17 protein-coding genes are annotated in these 20,394 nt (G+C 76.3%); 13 read left to right on the forward strand and 4 right to left on the reverse strand.

The window, feature by feature from the left end; all coding sequences use genetic code 11:
* Positions 1 to 150 precede the first annotated feature (150 nt).
* The 5 genes from RDI86_RS10220 (at position 151) to RDI86_RS10240 (ending at position 5,072) form a co-directional block, all read left to right on the forward strand.
* Positions 151 to 1,260 carry a histidine kinase gene (locus RDI86_RS10220; protein ID WP_308821322.1) on the forward strand — a complete coding sequence of 370 codons (1,110 nt, stop codon included), beginning with the start codon at positions 151 to 153 and terminating at the stop codon, positions 1,258 to 1,260.
* Positions 1,257 to 1,910, forward strand: a complete 654-nt coding sequence (locus tag RDI86_RS10225) for a response regulator transcription factor (RefSeq protein WP_076404764.1) — start codon at positions 1,257 to 1,259, stop codon at positions 1,908 to 1,910. Before RDI86_RS10220 ends, RDI86_RS10225 begins: the two co-directional genes overlap by 4 nt.
* 147 nt (positions 1,911 to 2,057) lie before the next feature.
* Positions 2,058 to 3,341, forward strand: coding sequence for a nucleotide sugar dehydrogenase (locus tag RDI86_RS10230; protein ID WP_076404763.1), 1,284 nt, complete (start codon positions 2,058 to 2,060; stop codon positions 3,339 to 3,341).
* A gap of 148 nt (positions 3,342 to 3,489) precedes the next feature.
* On the forward strand, positions 3,490 to 3,672 hold the full coding sequence (locus RDI86_RS10235) for an LPXTG cell wall anchor domain-containing protein (RefSeq protein WP_143311111.1): 183 nt from the start codon (positions 3,490 to 3,492) through the stop codon (positions 3,670 to 3,672).
* 29 nt (positions 3,673 to 3,701) lie between these two features.
* On the forward strand, positions 3,702 to 5,072 hold the full coding sequence (locus RDI86_RS10240; protein ID WP_308821323.1) for a glycosyltransferase: 1,371 nt from the start codon (positions 3,702 to 3,704) through the stop codon (positions 5,070 to 5,072).
* A gap of 61 nt (positions 5,073 to 5,133) precedes the next feature.
* Here RDI86_RS10240 and RDI86_RS10245 read toward each other — a convergent pair whose 3' ends face one another.
* Positions 5,134 to 6,393, reverse strand: coding sequence for an MFS transporter (locus RDI86_RS10245; RefSeq protein ID WP_308821324.1), 1,260 nt, complete (start codon positions 6,391 to 6,393; stop codon positions 5,134 to 5,136).
* Between the two features lie 75 nt (positions 6,394 to 6,468).
* Between RDI86_RS10245 and RDI86_RS10250 the strand changes: the two genes are divergently transcribed.
* The 8 genes from RDI86_RS10250 to RDI86_RS10285 all read left to right on the forward strand — a co-directional run bounded on the left by RDI86_RS10250 (position 6,469) and on the right by RDI86_RS10285 (position 15,637).
* The gene (locus RDI86_RS10250; RefSeq protein ID WP_043652628.1) at positions 6,469 to 7,146 is read left to right on the forward strand and encodes a FadR/GntR family transcriptional regulator; all 678 of its coding nucleotides are present in this window, start codon (positions 6,469 to 6,471) and stop codon (positions 7,144 to 7,146) included.
* 176 nt (positions 7,147 to 7,322) lie between these two features.
* A complete protein-coding gene (locus RDI86_RS10255) occupies positions 7,323 to 7,913 on the forward strand; it encodes a hypothetical protein (RefSeq protein WP_308821325.1) in 591 nt (196 codons plus the stop codon).
* Positions 7,914 to 8,131: 218 nt separating this feature from the next.
* Positions 8,132 to 8,890: an ABC transporter ATP-binding protein gene (locus tag RDI86_RS10260; protein WP_061267715.1), complete on the forward strand. Its 759-nt coding sequence runs from the start codon at positions 8,132 to 8,134 to the stop codon at positions 8,888 to 8,890.
* Positions 8,887 to 9,768, forward strand: a complete 882-nt coding sequence (locus RDI86_RS10265) for an ABC transporter permease subunit (protein ID WP_308821326.1) — start codon at positions 8,887 to 8,889, stop codon at positions 9,766 to 9,768. Before RDI86_RS10260 ends, RDI86_RS10265 begins: the two co-directional genes overlap by 4 nt.
* A 1-nt stretch (position 9,769) precedes the next feature.
* Positions 9,770 to 10,612 (forward strand): hypothetical protein, encoded by an 843-nt coding sequence (locus RDI86_RS10270; protein ID WP_308821327.1) that lies wholly within the window; start codon positions 9,770 to 9,772, stop codon positions 10,610 to 10,612.
* A 34-nt stretch (positions 10,613 to 10,646) separates the two neighbouring features.
* Positions 10,647 to 12,107, forward strand: a complete 1,461-nt coding sequence (locus RDI86_RS10275; RefSeq protein WP_308821328.1) for a histidine kinase — start codon at positions 10,647 to 10,649, stop codon at positions 12,105 to 12,107.
* A complete protein-coding gene (locus RDI86_RS10280) occupies positions 12,104 to 12,778 on the forward strand; it encodes a response regulator transcription factor (protein ID WP_061267712.1) in 675 nt (224 codons plus the stop codon). The genes RDI86_RS10275 and RDI86_RS10280 overlap by 4 nt, the downstream gene beginning before the upstream one ends.
* A gap of 147 nt (positions 12,779 to 12,925) precedes the next feature.
* Positions 12,926 to 15,637 (forward strand): HAD-IC family P-type ATPase, encoded by a 2,712-nt coding sequence (locus tag RDI86_RS10285; RefSeq protein ID WP_308821329.1) that lies wholly within the window; start codon positions 12,926 to 12,928, stop codon positions 15,635 to 15,637.
* Positions 15,638 to 15,659: 22 nt separating this feature from the next.
* Here RDI86_RS10285 and RDI86_RS10290 read toward each other — a convergent pair whose 3' ends face one another.
* From RDI86_RS10290 to RDI86_RS10300, 3 genes are all read right to left on the reverse strand, one after another.
* On the reverse strand, positions 15,660 to 18,341 hold the full coding sequence (locus tag RDI86_RS10290) for a LuxR C-terminal-related transcriptional regulator (protein WP_308821330.1): 2,682 nt from the start codon (positions 18,339 to 18,341) through the stop codon (positions 15,660 to 15,662).
* Positions 18,342 to 18,417: 76 nt separating this feature from the next.
* Positions 18,418 to 19,815 carry a hypothetical protein gene (locus RDI86_RS10295; RefSeq protein WP_308821331.1) on the reverse strand — a complete coding sequence of 466 codons (1,398 nt, stop codon included), beginning with the start codon at positions 19,813 to 19,815 and terminating at the stop codon, positions 18,418 to 18,420.
* 9 nt (positions 19,816 to 19,824) lie between these two features.
* Entirely contained in the window at positions 19,825 to 20,208 is a 384-nt protein-coding gene (locus tag RDI86_RS10300; protein WP_034654895.1) for an SHOCT domain-containing protein, read from the reverse strand.
* Positions 20,209 to 20,394 lie beyond the last annotated feature (186 nt).

The raw sequence follows: 20,394 nt of genomic DNA on the forward strand, positions 1-20,394 counted from the left end.
TGATCGTGGCCCCTGGCCTGCGGAGACGCAGACCAGGGGCCTTCGTCGTGCCCCGGGCACATGCTCCACCGTCCGGTCGAGCCGTGGGCACGGCGCGGACACGTGCTCGTTCGCCGGTCGCTGGGCGGCACGAGCGGCTAGCGTGTCACCGTGGGCGTCCTCACCAGGGGTGGCTGGCGGGCCGAGGCCGCGGTGGGGGTCGCCACCGCGATGCTCGGCGTGACCCTGGTCGTGCTGCGCGCGGACGCGGACGTGCTCGGTCGTCCCGTCGAGGTCGAGGCGGCCGCGCAGGTCGTCGGCGCCGTGCTGCTCGTCGCGCTCGGCCGGTGGCCGCTCGGAGCGTACGTCGCGTGCACCGTCCTCAGCGCCTTCTCCCCCGTGGTCGCCACCGCGGTGTGCGCCTACCTCGTGGGCCGCGACCTGGCACCCACGCGCGCGGTCACGACGACCGTCCTGGGCGCCCAGGCCGGGGCCGTCGTGGTCTGGGTCGTCTCCGCGCCACCGTGGGAGGCGAGCCACCTGGTGGCGGTGGTGGCCGTGACGCTGCTGGCGTGGCTCCTGGGAGGTGCCGCCCGGACCACGGCAGACGCGGCGCGGGCGCGCCAGGACGCGGAGATCGTCCGGGAGACGCAGCTCGCCGACGCGGTCCGTCGCGGAGAGCGGGACCGTCTCGCGCGCGAGATGCACGACGTCGTCGCCCACCGCATCTCGCTCATCGTCCTGAGCGCGAACCGCATCGAGGCGGGGTCCGCGCCCGACCCCGGCGCGGTCGCCGCGCAGATCCGGCAGACCGGGCGCGCCGCGCTCGACGACATGCGCGAGGTGCTCGGACGGCTCCGCCACGACGTCGCCGCACCGGACCTCGCTCACCTGTCCCTCCCGGAGATCGACGGACTGGTCACGGAGATGCGGCAGGTGGGCCAGCCGGTCGACGCGCGCGTCACGGCGGCCCACCGGGAGCCTCCCGACGTCGCCGAACGCACGGCGGTGCTCGTCGTGCGCGAGGCGCTCACCAACGCCGTCCGCCACGCGCCCGGCGCACGCACGACGGTCGACGTCGCGGACGAACCGGCGACGCTCCGCGTACGGGTGGCCAACGCCCGTCCGGCGCGCATCCCCGAGCAACCGCTGACGACGGGCGGGCACGGGCTCGACGGGCTGCGCGAGCGCGTGGACCTGCTGGCGGGCCGATGGAGCGCCGGACCCGCACCGGACGGAGGCTTCGCCGTGGAGGCGGTCATCCCGAGGGCAGAGCCATGATCCGGGTCGTCGTGGTCGACGACGAGGTCCTCTTCCGCGAGGGCCTGGTGGAGCTCCTCCAGGGGGACCCCGACATCGACGTCGTCGGGCAGGCGGGCGACGGCCGAGCGGGCGTCGCCGCCGTCCAGGCGCACCGCCCCGACGTCGTGCTGCTGGACATGCAGATGCCCGTCATGAACGGCCTCGACGCCACCGTCGAGATCCGACGCACGAACCCGGCCGTCGCCGTGCTCGTCCTGACCAGCTTCCAGTACGACGAGTACGTGCTGCCCGCGCTGCGCGACGGCGCCGCCGGGTACCTCCTCAAGGACTCGTCCACCGCGGAGCTGCGCCACGCGGTGCACGTCGCCGCCGCGGGCGAGGCGATCCTCTCGCCCGCCGTGACGCGTCGGCTGCTCGACGCCCTCGGCGACCGTCTGCCCGTCCACGACGACCACGCGCACCGGGCCGTCGACCGACTGAGCGCCCGCGAGCGCGACGTCCTCGGGTGCGTCACGGCCGGGATGTCGAACGCCGAGGTCGCCCGACGCCTCTACATGTCGGAGACCACGGCCAAGACCCACCTCGCGCACGCGATGGCCAAGCTCGGGGCCACGAACCGGACCCAGGCCGCGATCATCGGCTTCCAGGCCGGCCTCCAGCCCCCGTGACGCGTGCGATGGACGACGACCGGCCACGGTGGTGTCGTGGTGGGTCGGGACGACGAGCACCCTGCCGCACCTGCGACGCCTCGGCGTCATCCCGCCCGGTCACGAGGGCGAACCCGCTCCGGACGTCGAAGAGCCGAGATACCGCTGATGAGCGCACTCCTGGACACCGCATCGGGTCCCGTCGAGAGCGGACCGACGCTGCGGAAGGTCGCGGTGGTCGGACTGGGCTACGTCGGGCGACCGCTCGCGCTGGAGCTGTACCGGCACGGTCATCACGTCGTCGGCTACGACCTCACCGCGGGGCGCCGGACGCAGGCCGCACGCGACGCCGCCACCGTGACACCGCGCGAGGGTGCGCGGTTCCGGACCGTGCGCAGCCCCGCCGCGCTCCGAGGCTGCGACGCGTTCGTCGTCGCCGTCCCCACACCCGTCGGCGACGACGACCGCCCGGACCTGTCCGCGGTCGAGGCCGCCTGCCGCGACGTCGGCGGCGCCCTCGCGCCCGGCAGCCTCGTCTCGTTCGAGTCGACCGTGCACCCCGGCGTCACCCGAGGGGTGTGCGTGCCGATCCTGGAGGAGCGCTCCGGCCTGGTCGCGGGGCGCGACTTCCACGTGGCCTTCTCCCCCGAGCGGATCGCGCCCGGCGAGGTCGGGCTCACCGAGGTCGTCAAGGTGGTGGGCGGCCTCGACGAGGCGTCGTCCCGGGCGGCGTGGGACCTGTACGAACCCGTGGTCGCGGCAGGGCTCGTCGCCGTCTCCAGCCTGGAGGCGGCCGAGCTGACCAAGCTCGTCGAGAACGGTCAGCGCGACGTCAACATCGCGTTCATGAACGAGGTGAACGAGTACGCCCACGCCCTCGGTGTCGACCTCGCCGAGGTGCTGGCGGCCTGCCGCACGAAGTGGTCGTTCAAGGACTTCCGCCCCGGGCTGGTCGGCGGCCACTGCATCGCGGTCGACCCGTACTACCTCCTCGACCACGCCGCCTCGATCGGCGTCGACATGACGGCGACGGCCTCCGCACGAGCGACGAACGCCCGCTACCACCAGCGGCTGGCCGACCGGATCGAGGCGCTGGTCGCGGGTCGCGGCGAGCGCCCGCGGGTCGTGGTCTACGGCACGACCTACAAGCCGGACGTGGACGACACCCGCAACTCCGGGCCCCTGCGCCTGGCCGCGCACCTGCGGGAGCGAGAGTTCGACGTCACCACCCTCGACCGGCTCGTCGACGACCCCGCGCACGTCGCGGCGGTCCTGGCCGGGCCCCGGTCGTCGCGTCTCGTCGTGGTCGCCGTCGTGCACGCTGCGCACCGGGCGCGCCTCGCGGGCGACCTGGACGTCCTCGCCGGCGAGGACGGGCTGGTCGTGTCGCTCACCCCGGCGGCGGGCCGCGACGTGGTCCCGGAGCGGCTGGAGCTCACCGCGCTCCTGTGACCGGCGCCGTACCGGCTCGCGGAACCCGACCGATCGGAGGAGGGGCCGCGCCCGTTCGGACGAGGAGCCGGAGGGGTGCCGGGCCCGAACCTTGAGATGTCAACGAACGCCGCGCACGCGGCGGAGGGATCTCGAGGAAGGCACGACCATGAGCGAGGACTTCGGACCTGCAGGGATGGCCGGAGCGCCGGTCGCGACCGTCGCCCTGGCGACGACGGGCGCGAGCGTGACCTGGGTGGCGATCGCGGGGGCCGCGACCGTGCTGCTCGGGATTATCCTGGTGCGTGTCGCCCGTCGCCGGTCGCGCGACCGCGGCAGCGAGGCCCGCTGACTTCGCCCGAGAGGGCACGGGAGGTCGTCATGACCGCGATCAGCACCGCACCGCGCTCGGCCCGCTACGCCGGGACGGCCGCACGCGTCGTCATGGCGGGCGTCGGGCTCGCGATCGCCGGCTACGCGTCCTGGCGTCTGCTCTCCCTGCTCGGCGTGACGACGGCGGTCACGGTCGTCTACTTCGTCGGCCTGCTGATGGTGGTGTGGGAGGCCTTGACGGCGTCGCTCGAACGCACCGTCGTCGCCACGCCGGGCGAGCAGGTCGAGCTCGCCCGGTTGCGCGTCGTGGCCCTCGTCCCGGCGTACAACGAGGACGAGGCGGCGCTGCGCGACTGCCTCGACTCCATGCTGCGCCAGACCCGCCGTCTCGACGCCGTCTGCGTCACGGACGACGGCTCGACCTCGGGCGACTACGCGCCGGTGCGCGCGTGGTTCGTGAAGGCGGCCGCCGAGCTCGGGATCGTGGCGCACTGGGTCCGCACCCCGAACGGCGGCAAGCGGCACGCCCAGATGACCGGGGTCGACGCCGAGCCCGACGCGGACATCTACCTCACCGTCGACTCGGACACGGTGCTCGACGCCGACGCCGTGCACAACGCCCTCCCCCCGTTCACGGACGCCCGTGTCCAGTCGGTCGCGGGGGTCATCCTCGTCTCCAACTACGGCACCAACCTCCTGACCCGCATGCAGGAGCTGTGGTTCGTCGCGCTGCAGATGGTCAGCCGCGGTGCGATGTCTCGCATGGGCTCGGTGATGGTGAACTCCGGCGGCTGCGCGTTCTACCGCGGGGACGTCCTCCGGGACAACAAGGAGACCTACCTCGGCGAGACGCTCCTGGGCCGCGAGATGCACGCCTCGGACGACTCGCTGCTGACGCTCTTCGCGCTCCGGCGTGGCCGGACCGTCGCGCAACCCAACGTGTTCGCGTTCACGCTCATGCCGACGACCATGTCCCACCACCGGCGCCAGCAGCTGCGATGGATGCGGGGATCGACCATCCGTGCGGCATGGCGAGCGCGATACCTGCCCGTCGGTCGGTTCGCGTGGTGGTACCACACGCTGAGATGGATGCAGTACGGAGCGGTGACCGCCGTGATGGTCGCGCTCGTCGTCACCGGCGCCATCTTCCAGGCCGCGATCCTCTGGCAGTCGTTGGTGATCCTCGTCGCGGCGCAGCTCGTCCTGACGTCGCCGTACCTGACGCTCCGCCGCTCGGACCAGAGCCGCGCCCAGCGGTTCGCCGTCTACGCCACCGCTCCCCTGGTCGGTCTGTGGCAGGCCACGTTCCTCCGGGCGCTGCGCTGGTACGCGATCCTCACGGCGCGCAAGGCGGCGGTCGGGTGGGGCACCCGGGGCACGATCGAGATCACGGCCGACCCCGACCGGTCCGCCCCGTAGTCGTCGCGCCGGGCCGCGGCCGGAGCGCAGCCGGCGAGACCCTCCACGGGGAACGCGGACGTCATGCCGGGCCCTCGGTAGCCGTGTCGTCCGGACGGTCGGCGGACACGCCGGCGTCGTCGACGAAGCGGGGTCGGCAGGCGAACCAGCCGGCCACGACCCCCGGGACGGCGGTCGCGGCGAGCACGACGAGCGGGACGGACCACGAACCGGTCGCCTCGCGCAGCAGGCCGAGCCCGAGGGGCCCGAAGCAGGCGAGCCCGTACCCGATGCCCTGGACGAAGCCGGACACGGCCGACGCCGCCTGGGCCGTCCGCGTGCGCCGGTTGATGAGCGTCATGCACAGGGGGAAGGTGCTCACCCCGATGCCGAGCGCGCACACCCACACCACCGTGCCGCCGAGCGGGGAGAGCAGGAGGCCCAGGTACCCGGCGACGAGCACCACCGAGCACGCGACCACGACGACGAACGGGTTCGTCATCCGGGTGGCGACCTGGGGCACCACCAGGGCCGCGAGCACGCCCCACGCCGAGTACAGCGCGACCATGGAACCGCCGAGCGCGGCGCTGCCCCCGGCGTCGGTGAGGACGGCCGGCACCCACGTGATGATCGCGTAGTTGGACAGCGACATCATGGCGAAGAGGCCGACGAGGCCCCACGCGGTGGACGACCGGCCCACCCGGAGGCGCGCACCGGCCGCCGCGACGGGTGCGGGCGCGTGGTGGGCGGCGGGCAGCCGGAGCGCGAGCAGGAGCCAGACGACGGCGGCCACGGCGGCGGGCCCGGCCCAGAGCCCCACGGACAGGCGCCAGCTGCTCGCCTCGGCGACCGGGACCGCGAGCAGCGGGGCGACGAACTGCCCCGTCTGCATGAGGAGGAGGTAGAGCGAGGTCCACAGCGCGAGCCGGTCGGAGAACCACGCCTTCACCAGCGGCACGATGACGACGTTGGCCGCCCCGATGCCCGCGAGCGCGAGCACCGTCGACAGGACGAGCACGGTCGTCGTCGGGGAGGCCGCGCGCAGCACGAGGGACAGCGCGGTGAGGCCCAGCGCCACGGTGGCCGTGCGCTCGAGCCCGAACCGCCGCGTGACCGCGGGCGCGAGGAAGCCGAACACGGCGAACGACGCCGCGGGGACCGTGCCGAGCAGGCCCGCGACGGCGACCCCGAACCCGAGGTCGGCGCCCACCGTCTCCAGCAGCGGGGTGAACCCGGTCACCGCCGTCCGGAGGTTGAGGGCCGTCAGCGCGACGGCGAGACCCGCCCAGAGAGTGAGGCGTCCGGGGCGCACGCGGGCTCGGGAGGGAGAGAGGGTGGCCACGCTACACTCCACACTGAGGTCGGCGGATGATGGGATCATGGGATGAATCTGGAGCAGTCTGGCACAGGCGGACCGATGCGTCGAGTAGGCCTCATCGACCAGGCCGCGGCGCGCTTCCGGGACGAGATCGTCTCGGGTCGCTGGGCGGTCGGCGAACGGATCCCCACGGAGGCCGCGCTCGTGGCGGAGTTCGGCGTCGGGCGCAACACCGTGCGCGAGGCGCTGCAGTCGCTCGTGCACGCCGGGCTGCTGCGCCGCGAGCAGGGCCGCGGCACGTTCGTCATCTCGAGCTCCGAGCTGACCGGCACCCTGGAGCGCCAGCTCGCGGGCGGCAGCCGCCGCCACTACCTCGAGCTCCGCCTCGCCCTCGACAGCACCGCCGCCTCGCTCGCCGCGGCGAGCCGCTCGGACGACGACGTCGAGCACCTGCGCGAGCTCCGCGACCGGCGGGAGGCGGCCTGGGAGGCCGACGACCGCGACGCCCGCGCGCGCGCCGACCTCGACCTGCACCGCGCGATCGTCGCCGCGACGCACAACCCGCTCTACGTCACGCTCTACTCGAGCATGCTCGACGTCTTCACCGTGCACATGCGCGACGAGGAGAACGAGGACGACGAGGCGGCGCACCGCCACCACCACGAGCTGGTCGAGGCCGTCGCGCGGCAGGACGCCGCCGGGGCCGCCGCAGCGGTCGCCGCCATCTTCGGCCCGTTCCTGCCGGGAGCGGACGCCGCGCCCTCCCCTGTCCGGTGAGGCACGGCACCCGGCCGGGCGGCAGGACGCGCCGGGACAGCGAGAGGCCCCGTCGTGTGGAGCGACGGGGCCTCTCGATCCGCTGTCTCATTCGGATCCCGCCGGCGCTCTCACGCCGGAAGCATGCCCCCGAGCCTACCGCTCCCGCGCGGACCCGGGTGCCGTAGCGTCGGGGCGTGACCGCGACCACGCCCGGCGACGACCGGGCGGAGCTCCTCTGGCTGCCCGTCGGGGCGGGGGGCCACGTCGTCCGCCGCACGAGCGCCGCGTGGGAGCGCGCCGCCGCGCTGCTCGCGCGGCGGCGTCCCCGCCCGCTGTTCCACGCGGCGCTGGGGCTGCGCTGCGACGGGGTGCCGTACGTCGTCGAGATGACCCCCGCGTGGGGCGGCCCGGTGTGCGACCGGGGCGTCGTCGTGACCGGCCCCGTGGGCCTGCGGCCGCTGGGCCGCTCCCGCTGGTTCCGGTACGAGGTCCGCTGCTGGGCGCACGGCGCCATCCCCGACCGGGAGCACGCCGTCGGGCCACCCGTCGTCGTCACGCGCGACGCCGCCGCGGTCGTGCGGATCCTGCGGGCCGTGCGTGGCGTCCCGCCGCTCACGTGGGGTCGGCGGCCGCCCGGCGGGGGCGAGATGTGGAACTCGAACTCGCTCGTCGCGTGGTCCCTCGCCCGGGCAGGGCTCGCGACCGACCACGTCCCCCCGGGCGGCGGGCGCGCACCGGGATGGGACGCGGGCGTCCGGATGGCCGCAAGGACCGCCACCGCCTGACCGTCGTCGTGCCCGCCCGCGCCGCGCCCCGTCCGCCCGGGCAGGACCGTCCCTCCTGGGCACGCTCGTCCCACCCCGGCACGACCTCCTCCTCCCCGAGGAGGAGGCGGGAGTGTCGCGGATCTCGGCCGACCGCCCGAGCCGGTGCCCCCGCGGGTCTTCGTAGCGTCGACGACGGCGGTGCCCGACGACCGGGCCCGCGGACGACGGGAGGACCGATGATCCAGGTGGAGGCGCTGACGAAGCGCTACGGACCCACGACGGCGGTGGACGGGCTGACGTTCACGGCGCGGCCCGGGACCGTGACGGGCTTCCTCGGCCCGAACGGTGCCGGAAAGTCCACGACGATGCGCGTCGTCGTCGGGCTGGAGCGCCCGACCTCCGGCACGGCGACCGTCGACGGTCGCCGGTACGCGGACCTGCCGGCGCCCCTGCGCGCGGTCGGGGTCATGCTCGACGCGCGCTCCGTGCACCCGGGCCGCACGGCGTTCCGCCACCTGACGGCGCTCGCCCGCACCCACGGGATCGGGCGGGCGCGCGTGGACGAGGTGATCGGGATGACCGGCCTCGAGAGCGTCGCGGGGCGGCGTGCAGGCACGTTCTCGCTCGGGATGGGCCAGCGCCTCGGCATCGCGGGCGCGCTCCTCGGCGACCCCGGGACGCTCGTCCTCGACGAGCCCGTCAACGGCCTGGACCCCGACGGCGTGCTGTGGGTGCGCGGGCTCGTGCGCGGTCTCGCGGCGGAGGGCCGCGCGGTGCTGCTGTCGTCGCACCTCATGCACGAGCTCGCGCTGTGCGCCGACCGCGTCGTCGTCATCGGCCAGGGTCGGCTGCTCGCCGACGCGCCGGTGCAGGAGCTCGCGGGCGCGGCGGGCTCGCTCGAGGAGGCGTACCTGCGGCTCACCGCCGACGCCGTCCAGTACCGCGGCCGTGCCGCGGGCGAGACCGGTCTGGCGTCGGCCGGAGGTGCCCGATGACCGCCCCCACCGCACCGACCGCGTCGTCAGGGCGTGCGCACCCGGCGGTGCCCCGGCCCGCGAGCGCCGGTGGCCCCACGCTCCCCCGCGCCGTCGCGGCGGAGTGGACGAGGCTGACGAGCCTGCGCTCGTCGTGGTGGGCGGCCGCGCTCACCGTCGTCGTCTCGGCTGTGCTGACGTACCTCTCGGCGCAGGCGTCGTCCGTGGACCCGGGGTTCGACCCGCTCGGCTCCCTCACGTCGGGCCTGCTGCTGGCCCAGGTGCCGCCCCTCGTCCTGGGCGTCCTCGTCGGGACGGGCGAGTACAGCACGGGCACGTTCCGCACGACGTTCGTCGCGGAGCCGCGGCGCTGGCCCGTGCTCGTGGGGCAGACGGCGGCGACCGCCGCGTTCGCGCTGCTCACCGCGGTGCTCTCGGTCGGGGCGGCGGTGCTCGCGCTGCTGCCGTCGGCCCGCGCGCGCGGCCTCGCGCTCGACCTCGGCCGGGACGGCACGCCGCAGGTCCTCGTCGGGATGGCGCTCCTGCTCGCCGGCATGGCGCTGCTCGGCCTCGCGATCGGCGCGCTCGTGCGGCGGCCCGTCCCCGCGCTCACCGCGGCGGTGCTCGTCGTGCTCGTGCTGCCGGTCGCGCTCGTGCTGGCGGCCGACCTGTCGGGCGACCCGCTCGCGGCACCCGCGGGCGTCTCGTCGGCGCAGGCGGCGGTGAACACGGTCGTCACGTTCCTCCCCACCGGGGCGGCGTCCCTGCTCACGGGCGAGGGCGCGGTCGAGGGCGCGCCCGACCTGGGTGCCGTCGGCGGAGGGCTCGTCCTCGCGGCGTGGGTCCTCGTCCCGCTCGCCCTGGCCGCCGTCCGCCTGCGCACGCGGGACGTGGTCTGACGTGGCCGCGACGGTCCCCCCGACGGCCCCGGCACCGATCCGCACCGCGCCCGCGCCCGACCGGCCGCAGGTGACCCTGCCCCGGGTGCTCGCGGCGGAGTGGGACAAGCTGACGAGCCTGCGCTCGACGGCCTGGCTCGCGCTCGGGACCGTCGCCGCGGCGGCGGGGACGGCGTGGGCGCTGGGCGCGTTCGCCCGGCCCGACGCCGGGTCCTCCGGGGCGCCGCTCGCCGTCGCGGGGTCCGTGCTCGCCCAGCTCGGCTTCCTCGTGCTCGGCGCGGGAGTCGGCGCCGGAGAGTTCCGGACCGGCACCGCGCGCGTGACGTTCGCCGCGGTCCCCCGCCGCCTGCCCGTGCTCGCGGCGCAGGCGCTCGTGACGACGGCGGCCGCGCTCGCCGTCGCGGTGCTCGCGCTGGGTGCGGCGCTCGCCGCGACCGCCGAGCAGCGCGCGGACGCCGCGCTCGTGCTCGACCTCGCGGACCGCGAGACGCTGCGCGTGCTGGCGGGCTTCGTGCTCTACCTGACCGGGGTCGCCCTCGTGGGCCTGGGCCTGGGGGCGCTCGTGCGGCGGCCGGACGGGGCGCTCGTCGGCGGGGTCGTGCTGCTCGTCGTGCTCGACCACGTGCTCGCGACGAACCCGGGACGCGTCGCGGACACGGCGCGCGCGCTGCTGCCCGGTGCGGGGGCGCGCCTGCTGCAGGACGACGCGCGCCTCGCCGCGCTCGACGCGACGACCCTGGGACCGCACCTCGGCACGTGGGGCGGAGGCCTCGTCCTCGCGGCGTGGGCCGCCGCGCTGCTCGCCGCGGCGGCGTACCGGCTGCGGCGCCATGACGTCGTCTGACGCGGCGCGCGACGGCCGATGGGAGAGTAGGCCCGTGCCCTCGTCGCCCCTCGCCCTCCCGTCCGCGCCCGGGGCGCACGACGGCGGACCGCGCGCCGAGCCCGACGTGCGGCGGCGCGGCGCCGTCGGCCGCGTGCTCGCGCGGCACCCGTGGGCGACCGACCTCGCGCTCGCAGGCGCGGTCGCGCTGCTCGGGCTCGTCACCGCGGCGGTCGCGCTCACGACGGTCGAGGGGTCCACCGGGCTGGGGCTGTTCCGCCCCGACGAGCCCGTGGCCCAGGTGGTCGTCGCGGCCTGGCTCGTCGGCGCCGGCCTCGGGGCGGCCCTGCTCCTGCTCCGGCGGTCGCGCCCGCTGACCGTCACGGCGGCCCTCACCGTGCTGGCCGTCGCCTCGCTCGCGACGGCGGGCGTGCTCGGCGTGCTCGGCGTGTGCCTCGCGTGCGCGGTGCACACCGTGGCCGCCGAGCGCGCGCCCCGCACGGCGTGGATCGTGTGCGGAGCGGTGCTCGCCGTCGTCGTGGCGGCGCTGTGGTGGTGGCAGGACATCGGCCTCGCCGAGATGCTGCTGTGGAGCGACCCGATCGTCCTGCCGGACGGCGACCCGGTGCGCGACCTCGCGCAGCCGCCCTTCTCCCCCGGCCGGCGCTCCGTGTCGGTCCTCCTCCTGCTCGCGCTCCTGCTGCTGGGGATGGCGACGGGGTCGGGAGCACGGGCACGACGGCTGCACGACGAGGACCTCGTCGCGCGCTACCGCGCCATGGCGCGCGACCGCGACCAGAGCGCGGCGCTCGCCCGGGCCGCCGAGCGGGCGCGGATCGCGCGCGAGATGCACGACGTCGTCGCGCACAGCGTGTCCGTGATGGTCGCGCTGTCCGACGGCGCGGGCGCGGCGCTCGACCGGGCGCCGGACCGCTCGCGCGAGGCCCTGCACGAGCTGTCCCGCACGGGACGGGACGCGCTGGCCGACATGCAGCGCGTCCTCGGCGCGCTCGACCCCGAGGAGGGCGGCGACGGGGCGGGCACCCCGGTCGAGCCGACCGGGACGGACCTCGCGGCCGTCGTCGCACGGTTCCGCGCGGCGGGCGTGCCCGTCGCCGCGAGCGGCCTCGACGTCGCGCTGCCTGCGGACACGTCGCTGCGGCTCGGGGCCGTGCGCATCGTGCAGGAGGCCCTGACCAACGTGCTGCGGCACGCGCCCGGGACGCCCGCGGCCGAGGTCGTGGTGCGGCGCACCGCGCGCGCGGTCGAGATCGACGTCCGCGACGAGGGCGGCACGCGTCCGGCCGCCGGCGGAGGCACCGGCCGCGGGATCGTGGGCATGCGCGAGCGCGCCGCGCTGCTCGGCGGCGTCGTCGAGGCGGGGCCGCGACCGGGCGGCGGCTGGGCGGTGCACGTGGTCCTGCCCTGCGACCCGGGCGAGGACGGGGCCCGGACCGCCCCGGAGCAGGAGCACCCGGACAGGGACCTGCACGTCGACGAGGGAGGACGACCGTGACGACCGTGCTGCTCGTCGACGATCAGGCGCTGCTGCGGATGGGCTTCCGGCTCGTCATCGAGTCCGAGCCCGACCTCGAGGTGGTGGGCGAGGCCTCCGACGGGCGCGTCGCGCTCGACCAGGTCGCGGCCCTCGCCCCCGACGTCGTCGTCATGGACGTCCGGATGCCCGGCATGGACGGCATCGAGGCGACCCGGCGCGTCGTCGCCGAGCACCCCGGGACGCGCGTGCTCGTGCTCACGACGTTCGACGTGGACGAGTACGCGTTCGCGGCGCTGCGCGCCGGGGCGAGCGGGTTCCTGCTGAAGAACGCGCGCCCGCACGAGCTCGTCGAGGCGATCCGCACCGTCGCGGCAGGGAGCTCGGTCGTCGCGCCCCGCGTGCTGCGCCGCATGCTCGACCTCTTCGCGCCGCACCTGCCCGCGGGCGAGCAGCCGGCCGTCGACGACGGCCTCGACCCCCGGCTGCGCTCCCTCACGCCGCGCGAGCTCGACGTCCTGCGGTGCGTGGCCGAGGGGATGTCGAACGCCGAGATCGCCGACCGCCTCGTGCTGTCCGCGACGACCGTGAAGACGCACGTCGGCAACCTGCTGGCCAAGCTGGGCGTGCGCGACCGGGTGCAGGCCGTGATCGTCGCGTACGAGAGCGGGCTCGTGGGGTCGCGCGGCTGAGGCCCGGGCGGCACGCGCGTCGAGCGCGGGCGTCGGCGGCACGTCGCGCACCGGTGCCGCGCCGCCGCGGGGCGTTCACCCCCGCCGGGTGAGGACCCCGTCCGAGCCCGCTGCGACGGTGGGACGAGCGCCCGAGAGGAGCCGAGGATGACGGCTGCACCGATCCCCCGACAGCAGGCACCGGCCCCCGCGGGCCCCTGGCACACGGCACCGCCCGAGGCGGTGTGCGCGGCGCTCGACGTCGACCCGGCCGCCGGGCTGACGTCCGCGCAGGTCGCCGAGCGGCGCGCGCGCTACGGGCCGAACGCGCTCGCGCAGGAGCGCAAGGAACGGCCGTGGCAGGCGTTCCTGCGCCAGTACCGCGACCTCATGCAGCTCGTCCTCGTCGGCGCGGCGGTCGTGAGCATCATCGCGCTCGGGGACGTGACGACCGGCGTCGTCGTGCTCGCCCTCACCGTCCTCAACGCGCTCATGGGCCTGCACCAGGAGGGCAAGGCGGCCCAGAGCGTCGCCGCGCTCCAGCAGATGCTCGTCATGACGGCCACCGTGCGCCGCGACGGGCGCCAGGAGCAGGTTCCCGCCGAGGAGCTCGTGCCGGGCGACGTCGTCGGGTTCGAGGCGGGCGGCAAGATCCCCGCGGACGGGCGGCTGCTCGTCGCCGCCTCGCTCGAGATCGAGGAGGCCGGGCTCACGGGCGAGAGCACGCCTGTCGCGAAGGGCGTCGCGGCGGTCACGGCGGACGACGCCCCGCTCGGCGACCGCACCGACATGGCGTACATGAACTCCCAGGTCACGCGCGGGCGCGGCGAGATGGTCGTCACCGCGACGGGCATGACGACCGAGGTGGGCCGCATCTCCGGGATGCTCAGCGGGGTCGAGCAGGACAGGTCGCCGCTCACGCGCCAGCTCGACCGCATCACGGTGATCATCACGGTCATGGCGGCGGTCGCCCTCGTCGTGGTCGTCGTGCTGGGGCTCGTGCGCGGCGAGGACTTCGACAGCCTCTTCGTGGTCGGGATCAGCCTGGCGATCGCCGCGATCCCGACGGGGCTGCCCGCCGTCGTGACGATGCTCCTGTCGCTCGGCACGCGCCGCCTCGCCGAGGAGGGCGCGATCGTCAAGCGCCTCAAGTCCGTCGAGACGCTCGGGTCGACGTCGGCGATCTGCTCCGACAAGACCGGGACGCTCACGCTCAACCAGATGACCGCGCGCCGGCTCGTGCTCGCCGGGCGCCGGTTCTCCGTCGACGGCGAGGGCTACTCCACGACCGGCCGCATCCTCGCGGCGGCCGGGTCGACCGACGTCCCGCTCGAGCCGGTCGCGCTCCCGCTGGCGCTCGCGAGCGACGCCGTCGTGCGCGACGGCGAGTGCATCGGCGACCCCACGGAGGGCGCGGTCGTCGTGCTCGCGGCCAAGGCCGGGCTCGACGTCGAGGAGACGCGCGCCGAGCACCCGCGCGTCGCGGAGGTCCCGTTCGACGCCGCGTACAAGCTCATGGCGACGTTCCACGAGATCGACGGCGAGCTCGTGTGCTTCGTCAAGGGCGCCCCGGACGTGCTGCTCGCCCGCTCGGTCCGGTACCTCACGGCCGACGGCGGGTCGGCGCCCCTCGACGACCAGGGCCGCGCGCGCGTCCTCGCGGAGAACGACGCGCTCGCGGGCGAGGGCATGCGGGTGCTGGCCGTCGCGCGGCGCACCGTCGCGCGCGACGAGCTCGTGGGCGACCTGCTGACCGCGGTGCGCGACCTCGAGCTCCTCGCGCTCGTCGGGATCGTGGACCCTCCGCGCCGCGAGGCGCGCGACGCCATCGCCGAGTGCCGCGACGCCGGCATCCGGGTACGGATGATCACGGGCGACCACGTCACCACGGCCGCGGCGATCGCCGGGCAGCTCGGGATCGAGGGGCGCGCGCTCACGGGCGCCGAGTTCGCCGCGATGTCCGACGCGCAGCTCGAGGCGGAGGTCGGCGAGATCGGCGTGGTCGCACGCGTGGCGCCGGAGGACAAGGTGCGGCTCGTCGACGTGCTCAAGCGCAAGGGCGACGTGGTCGCGATGACGGGCGACGGCGTCAACGACGCCCCCGCCCTGACGCGCGCGGACATCGGCGTCGCGATGGGGATCACGGGCACCGAGGTGACGAAGGACGCCGCCGAGATGATCCTCACCGACGACAACTTCGCCACGATCGTGGCGGCGGTCGAGGGCGGCCGCGGCCTCTACGACAACCTCATGAAGTACATCCGCTTCCAGATGGTCGTCCTCGTCGGGTTCATCCTCACGTTCGTCGGCGCGGGCATCTTCACCGTGGCCGGGGGCACCCCGCTCACGCCGCTGCAGATCCTGTGGGTCAACTTCGCGATCGACGTGCTGCTCGCCGTCGGCCTCGGCTTCGACGCCGCGACGCCCGGCCTCATGCGGCGTCGGCCCCGCCCGCCCACCGAGCCGGTCATCGGGCGCGCGCTCGGCGTGCGGCTCGCCGTCGGGGGCGTGCTCATCGCCGTCGGCACGCTCGTCGCCGTCGCGTGGGGCGAGGCCGACGCCGACCTCGCGGTCGCGACGACGATGGGCCTCACCGCGATGTCGCTCCTGCACGTCGTCGCCGCGCTCGAGTGGCGCGACCCGCGGGCGAGCATCCTGTCGTCCGAGACGCTCGCGAACGGCCGCTTCGTCGTGCTCCTGCTCGCATCCCTCGGGCTCACGTTCCTCGTCACGACGCTCGACGGGCTGCAGCGGATCTTCGGCACCGTCGACCTCGACGGCGGCCAGTGGGGCGTGTGCGCGCTCGTCGCGCTCGCCTTCCTCGTCCTCGTCGAGCTCGGGAAGCTCGTGCTGCGCACGGTGGACCGGCGCCGCGCCTGAGCGCGTCTCCTCGCAAGACCCGTCAGGGCACGACGCCGAGCTCGCGGCCGCGTCGCACCGCCTCGCGCCGCGAGCCGACGCCGAGCTTGCGGTAGACCGACTTCAGGTGCGCCTTGACGGTGTTGACCGACACGAAGAGGTCGGCGGCCACCTCGGCGTTGCTCGCCATCGACGGCAGGACGGCGAGGACCGCGAGCTCGCGCTCGGTGAGCGGCTCGACGAGCGGGACCGGCTCCGGTGCCCGGCCCGGTGCGTCCAGGTGGGTGCGCAGCAGCGCGGCGAGCGCGTCGTCGCGGCGCGCGACGGCGCGCGCGAGCGGCTCGTCGAGCTCGATGCCCCGGACGGCGAGGAACGGCCGGACGACCCGCTCGGCGGCGGCCAGGTCGAGGGCCCGCCCGAGCGGGGCGTCGACGCGGCGCGTGCCCGCCCGGGCGAGCGCGGACGCCTCGACGAGCGCCGCCTCCACCCGCACGACGACGTCCGCCTCCTCCCCCGGCGCGTCCCCGAGGCCCGCCACGGCACGCTCCGCCGCCCCGGTGCGGCCCGCCGCGAGGAGCTCGCGCGCGCCGCAGACGGCGACGACCGCGGCGCTCCCGAGGCGTTCGCGCGCGAGGCGCGCCCCGAGCGCCGGGCCCGTGCCGTCGTCGACCAGACGCGCGGCCGCCGTGGCGCGCACCCACAGGTCCGCGAGCACGGGGGGCGTCGCGGACCGTCCCAGTGAGCGGTCCGCGGCGACGAGCGCCTGCCGCGCGGCGCGCGCGTGCCCGCGGTCCGCGGCGACGAGCGCCTGCAGCAGCCGGACGGCCGCCTCGGACGCGGGCTCGCGCCCGCCGGCGTCCGCCGCGAGGGCGTGCGCGAGGTGCCGGTCGAGCCCGTCGTCCGACGCCCGGAGGTACCGCACCCACGCGCGCGCCGCGTGCGCGGGCCGCACGTGCGCGTACCCGTCCCAGCCGCGGCGCTCCGCCTCGACGAGCACGTCGCGCGCGGCACCGTCCCCCGCGTCGAGCCGACCGGCCGCGACGGCGAGGAGCGCCGCGGCGGCGCGCGCCCCGAGGACGTAGAGCTGCGGGGCGCGCCACGACCGGCCACCGGGGGCGGCGAGCGTGCCCGACGTCGTCTCCCCCGCCGGCTCGGGGCCGACCGCGCACCACGCGAGGCCCGCCGCGCGGTGCGCCCGCGCGAGGCCCCGGTACGTCTCGAGGGCGGGGAACGGGTACGGCACCGCGTCCGCCGCGGCGAGGGCGGCGCCCGCGGCCGTCGCGAGGGCCCGGACGTCGCCCGTCGACCGCGCGGCGGACGCGGCGAGCAGCTCGAGCAGCACCGCCGCCGCCGGGTCGGCCACCGGATCTGTGGCGGGGGCGAGCAGATCGCGCGCCCGCGCGACGTGAAGCCGGGCGGCGTCGAACCGCTCGTCGACGGTCGCGAGCGCGCCCGCGCACAGGTGCAGGCGGGCGTCGGGCCGCAGGGTCGCGTACGGCACGCGCCGCAGGACCTGGGCGACGGTCTCGCGGTGCGGCCCCGCGAGCTCCGCCGCCGCGCCCTCGACGAACACCTCGCTGAGCAGCGGCCAGTCCTCCGCGGCCGCCGCGTGCTCGAGCGCGCGCAGCGCCTGCCCGTCCTGCGCGAACCAGCGGGCCGCGGCCTGGTGCGCCTCGCGCAGCCCCGCCGGGTCCTCGGTGCGCAGCTGGTGCAGGAGCATCTCGCGCAGCAGCGGGTGGTAGCGGTACCAGGTGCGCCGGCCGCCCGACGTCATGACGAAACCGTCCGCCGCGGCGAGGCCGGGGAGCAGACGGTCCGTCGGCGCCCCCGGGTCGAGGACGGCCGCGAGGTCGGGGCACACCGCCGACGCCACGCTCGTGCGCAGGAGGAAGCGTCGGGCCTCGGGCCCCTGACTGTCGAGGACCTCGGCGAGGAGGAACTCCGCCGCCGAGCGGGCGGCGCGCGCCCGGCTGGTCGCGTCGTGCTCCTCGACACGCAGCCGCACCCCGACGGCCCAGCCGCCGGTCTCGCCGACCACGCGCCCGGCGTCGTCCGCAGCCAGGTCGCGTCCCTGCGCCGTCGCCAGCGCCGCGACCGCGGAGGCGTCGAACGCGAGCTCGGCGGCACCGACCTCCGTCATCTCGCCCTGCGCGCGCAGGCGCTGCAGGCGCAGGAGCGGGTCGACGCGGGTGAGGACCACGAGGTGCAGGGGCAGCCGGTAGCGCAGGAGGTCGTCCACCGTCGCCGCGACCTCGGCGCACGCGGCGTGGTGGAAGTCGTCGAGCACGAGGACCACGGGCTCGGGCAGCGCCTCGATCGCCGCCAGCACGCGGCGCAGGAGGGCGGGCGTGAGGCGCGGCGGCACGACGAGGGTCTCGAGCGGGTGCCCCACGGGCACCGCCCCGGCCGCACGCAGCGCCGCGAGCACGTCGGCCCAGAAGGCCGCCGGCTTGTCGTCGAACGGCTCGAGCGTCAGCCACGCGACCCGCGGGCCGGTGCCGCCGCGCGCCCACCGCGCCGCGACGGTCGTCTTCCCCCAGCCCGGGCCCGCCGACACGAGGGTGAGGCGGCGCGTGGCCGCCGCCGCGACGAGAGCCTCGACCTCCGGGCGGCCCACCGTGGAGGGCGGCAGGTCCGGGACGGTGGTGCGGGCGCGCGAGGTCCCGGAGGCGTCCGTGACGCGCGTGACGTCCTCCGGCTCGGCACGGGGCTCGACCGAGGCCATGGGGGCAGGGTATTCCCGGTCCCCCCGGAGCGCAGGGCGAGCACGGCCAGGCTCGGCGCAGGCCGGGCGCGCGGCCTCAGGCCGGTCCGGGACCCGGCGGTGCGACGACGACGGGCGGCCGGGCGAGGATCTCCACGACGACGAGCACGAGTCCCGCGACGAGAGCGACCCCGACGACGAGGCCCGGCGTCGGCGTGCCCGCCAGCAGCAGGACGAGCGCAGCCGCCGCCACGACGACGACGCGCACGAACGCCTTGTGCCGGCCGAGCCAGTCGCCGACGGGACCCGTCGAGACGCCCCGGCCCTCGCCCCAGCCGCGCACGGCGGCGCCCGCGCGCCCGAGCCCCGCGCGCAGGCTGCGGGCCGACGCGCTCGGCCCGCCCACGTACGCCGCGAGCGCGACCACGAGGCCCAGCACGCCGACGGTGCGCAGCGTGAGGCGCAGGTAGCCGACGGTCTGGTCGAACACGACCTCCGCGGCGTCGAGCCGCACCACCTGCCCCGAGAGCGCGCCGAGGTACAGGCCCCGCGCGACGGCGAGCCCGACGCCCAGCGCGACCATCGCCCCCGTGAGGGCGAGCCCCGCCACGACGAGCGCGCGCGAGCGGTGGTTCGCGACGAGGACGCCCGCGGCCAGCAGACCGAGCACGACCCACGGCAGCCACGTCGTGAGCGTCACGACCTGGGCGTACCGGTTCTGGAGCATGACGAGCTCGGCGGACTGCGCGACGGTGAACGTCGCGTCGACCGACGGGATGCGGGCCGCGACGTCCAGGCCGCGGTCCACGAGGCGTTCCTTGAGCAGGTCGATCAGGCCGGAGAGCTGGATGGACAGGCGGCCGTCGTCGCTCACCTGCAGGACGTCGCCGTCCTCGCCGCGCATCACGGCGACGAGCTGCTCGTGCGCCACGCGGTTCGCCTGGAGCCAGGCGCCCTCGAACGCGTCGCTCTCCACGAGCCGCGTCGCCGTCTCGTGCACGAGCGACTCGACGCCGCTCGTGAGCGGCGCCTCCAGGGCGGCGAGCGCGCGGGTCGCGCGCGGCGGGACGTCGCGCTCCTCGAGCCCGCCGACGAGGTCGTCGACGAGCGCGGCCACGTCGATGCGCGACATGACGACCTCGGTGAGCCGCCCGGCGACCGCGGACTGCACGACCGGGTCGCCCGCGAGCGGTCCGACCGTCGCGACGTAGCGGTCGGTGTCCGTGAGCTCGCGCTGCGCCCACGCCGACACCGCGCCGAGCGGCGCGAGGAGCGCCCCGAGCGTGATGAGGACCGCGCACGCGGCGGCGCGCAGCCCGCGCCGGGGCCGCCGCGCCGCCTCCGGCGCGGTCGCGTCGCCGTCCGGGCCCGCGGGCGCCGCGGCGGCCGGCCGCTCCTCGAGCCGGCGCCGCAGCTCCGCGTTCTCGCGCTCGAGCGCGGCGAGGCGCGCGGCGACGTCGGACGCCTCGCGGCCCGGCGCGGTCTCGTCGGCCATCGCGCGTCCTCAGGCGAGCGCTCGGGCCTTGAGCCGGGCGAACTCGTCGGCGTCGATCGTGCCGGCGTCGTACAGCGCCTTGGCGTCCGCGATCTCGCTCGCGGGCGACCTGCCGGTGCCGGCGGTGGCCCGCACGTAGTCGTCCATGACCTGCCGACGGGCCTGCTGCTCCTCCGCGTGCCGCTCCGCCATGCCCCGCCCGCGCGCGATGACGTAGATCAGCGCGGACAGGTAGGGGACGAAGATCAGCGCGACGATCCACAGCGCCTTCCACCAGCCGCTGAGCGTCTTGTCGCGGAACAGGTCCGCGACGATCTGGAACAGCACGACGAGGTAGGCGATGAAGAAGAACCACCACACCATGAGCCAGAACCAGTCCCAGAATCCGTCCATCGGGCACCCCTCGTGTCGGGTCACGGCGGTCCCGTGACGCTCCCACTGTGGAGCGGCCGCGGCGTCCGCGTGCTCACCCGTCGGGGGTAGTCGGCCGCCCGGCGCGGCGGGCCACCCCCGCCGGGTGATCCCGCCCGGGTCCGTGCCCGCGCATCCTGGACCGACGTGGGCGAGCCGGGAGAAGGA

This window comes from Cellulosimicrobium sp. XJ-DQ-B-000, from assembly GCF_031119065.1.
Lineage (GTDB): Bacteria > Actinomycetota > Actinomycetes > Actinomycetales > Cellulomonadaceae > Cellulosimicrobium > Cellulosimicrobium funkei.

Coding starts and splice junctions, on each gene's coding strand:
- RDI86_RS10225 (WP_076404764.1), top strand. CDS start 1,257: ATGATCCGGGTCGTCGTGGTCGACGACGAGGTCCTCTTCCGCGAGGGC.
- RDI86_RS10230 (WP_076404763.1), top strand. CDS start 2,058: ATGAGCGCACTCCTGGACACCGCATCGGGTCCCGTCGAGAGCGGACCG.
- RDI86_RS10235 (WP_143311111.1), top strand. CDS start 3,490: ATGAGCGAGGACTTCGGACCTGCAGGGATGGCCGGAGCGCCGGTCGCG.
- RDI86_RS10240 (WP_308821323.1), top strand. CDS start 3,702: ATGACCGCGATCAGCACCGCACCGCGCTCGGCCCGCTACGCCGGGACG.
- RDI86_RS10250 (WP_043652628.1), top strand. CDS start 6,469: ATGCGTCGAGTAGGCCTCATCGACCAGGCCGCGGCGCGCTTCCGGGAC.
- RDI86_RS10260 (WP_061267715.1), top strand. CDS start 8,132: ATGATCCAGGTGGAGGCGCTGACGAAGCGCTACGGACCCACGACGGCG.
- RDI86_RS10265 (WP_308821326.1), top strand. CDS start 8,887: ATGACCGCCCCCACCGCACCGACCGCGTCGTCAGGGCGTGCGCACCCG.
- RDI86_RS10285 (WP_308821329.1), top strand. CDS start 12,926: ATGACGGCTGCACCGATCCCCCGACAGCAGGCACCGGCCCCCGCGGGC.
- RDI86_RS10290 (WP_308821330.1), bottom strand. CDS start 18,341: ATGGCCTCGGTCGAGCCCCGTGCCGAGCCGGAGGACGTCACGCGCGTC.
- RDI86_RS10295 (WP_308821331.1), bottom strand. CDS start 19,815: ATGGCCGACGAGACCGCGCCGGGCCGCGAGGCGTCCGACGTCGCCGCG.
- RDI86_RS10300 (WP_034654895.1), bottom strand. CDS start 20,208: ATGGACGGATTCTGGGACTGGTTCTGGCTCATGGTGTGGTGGTTCTTC.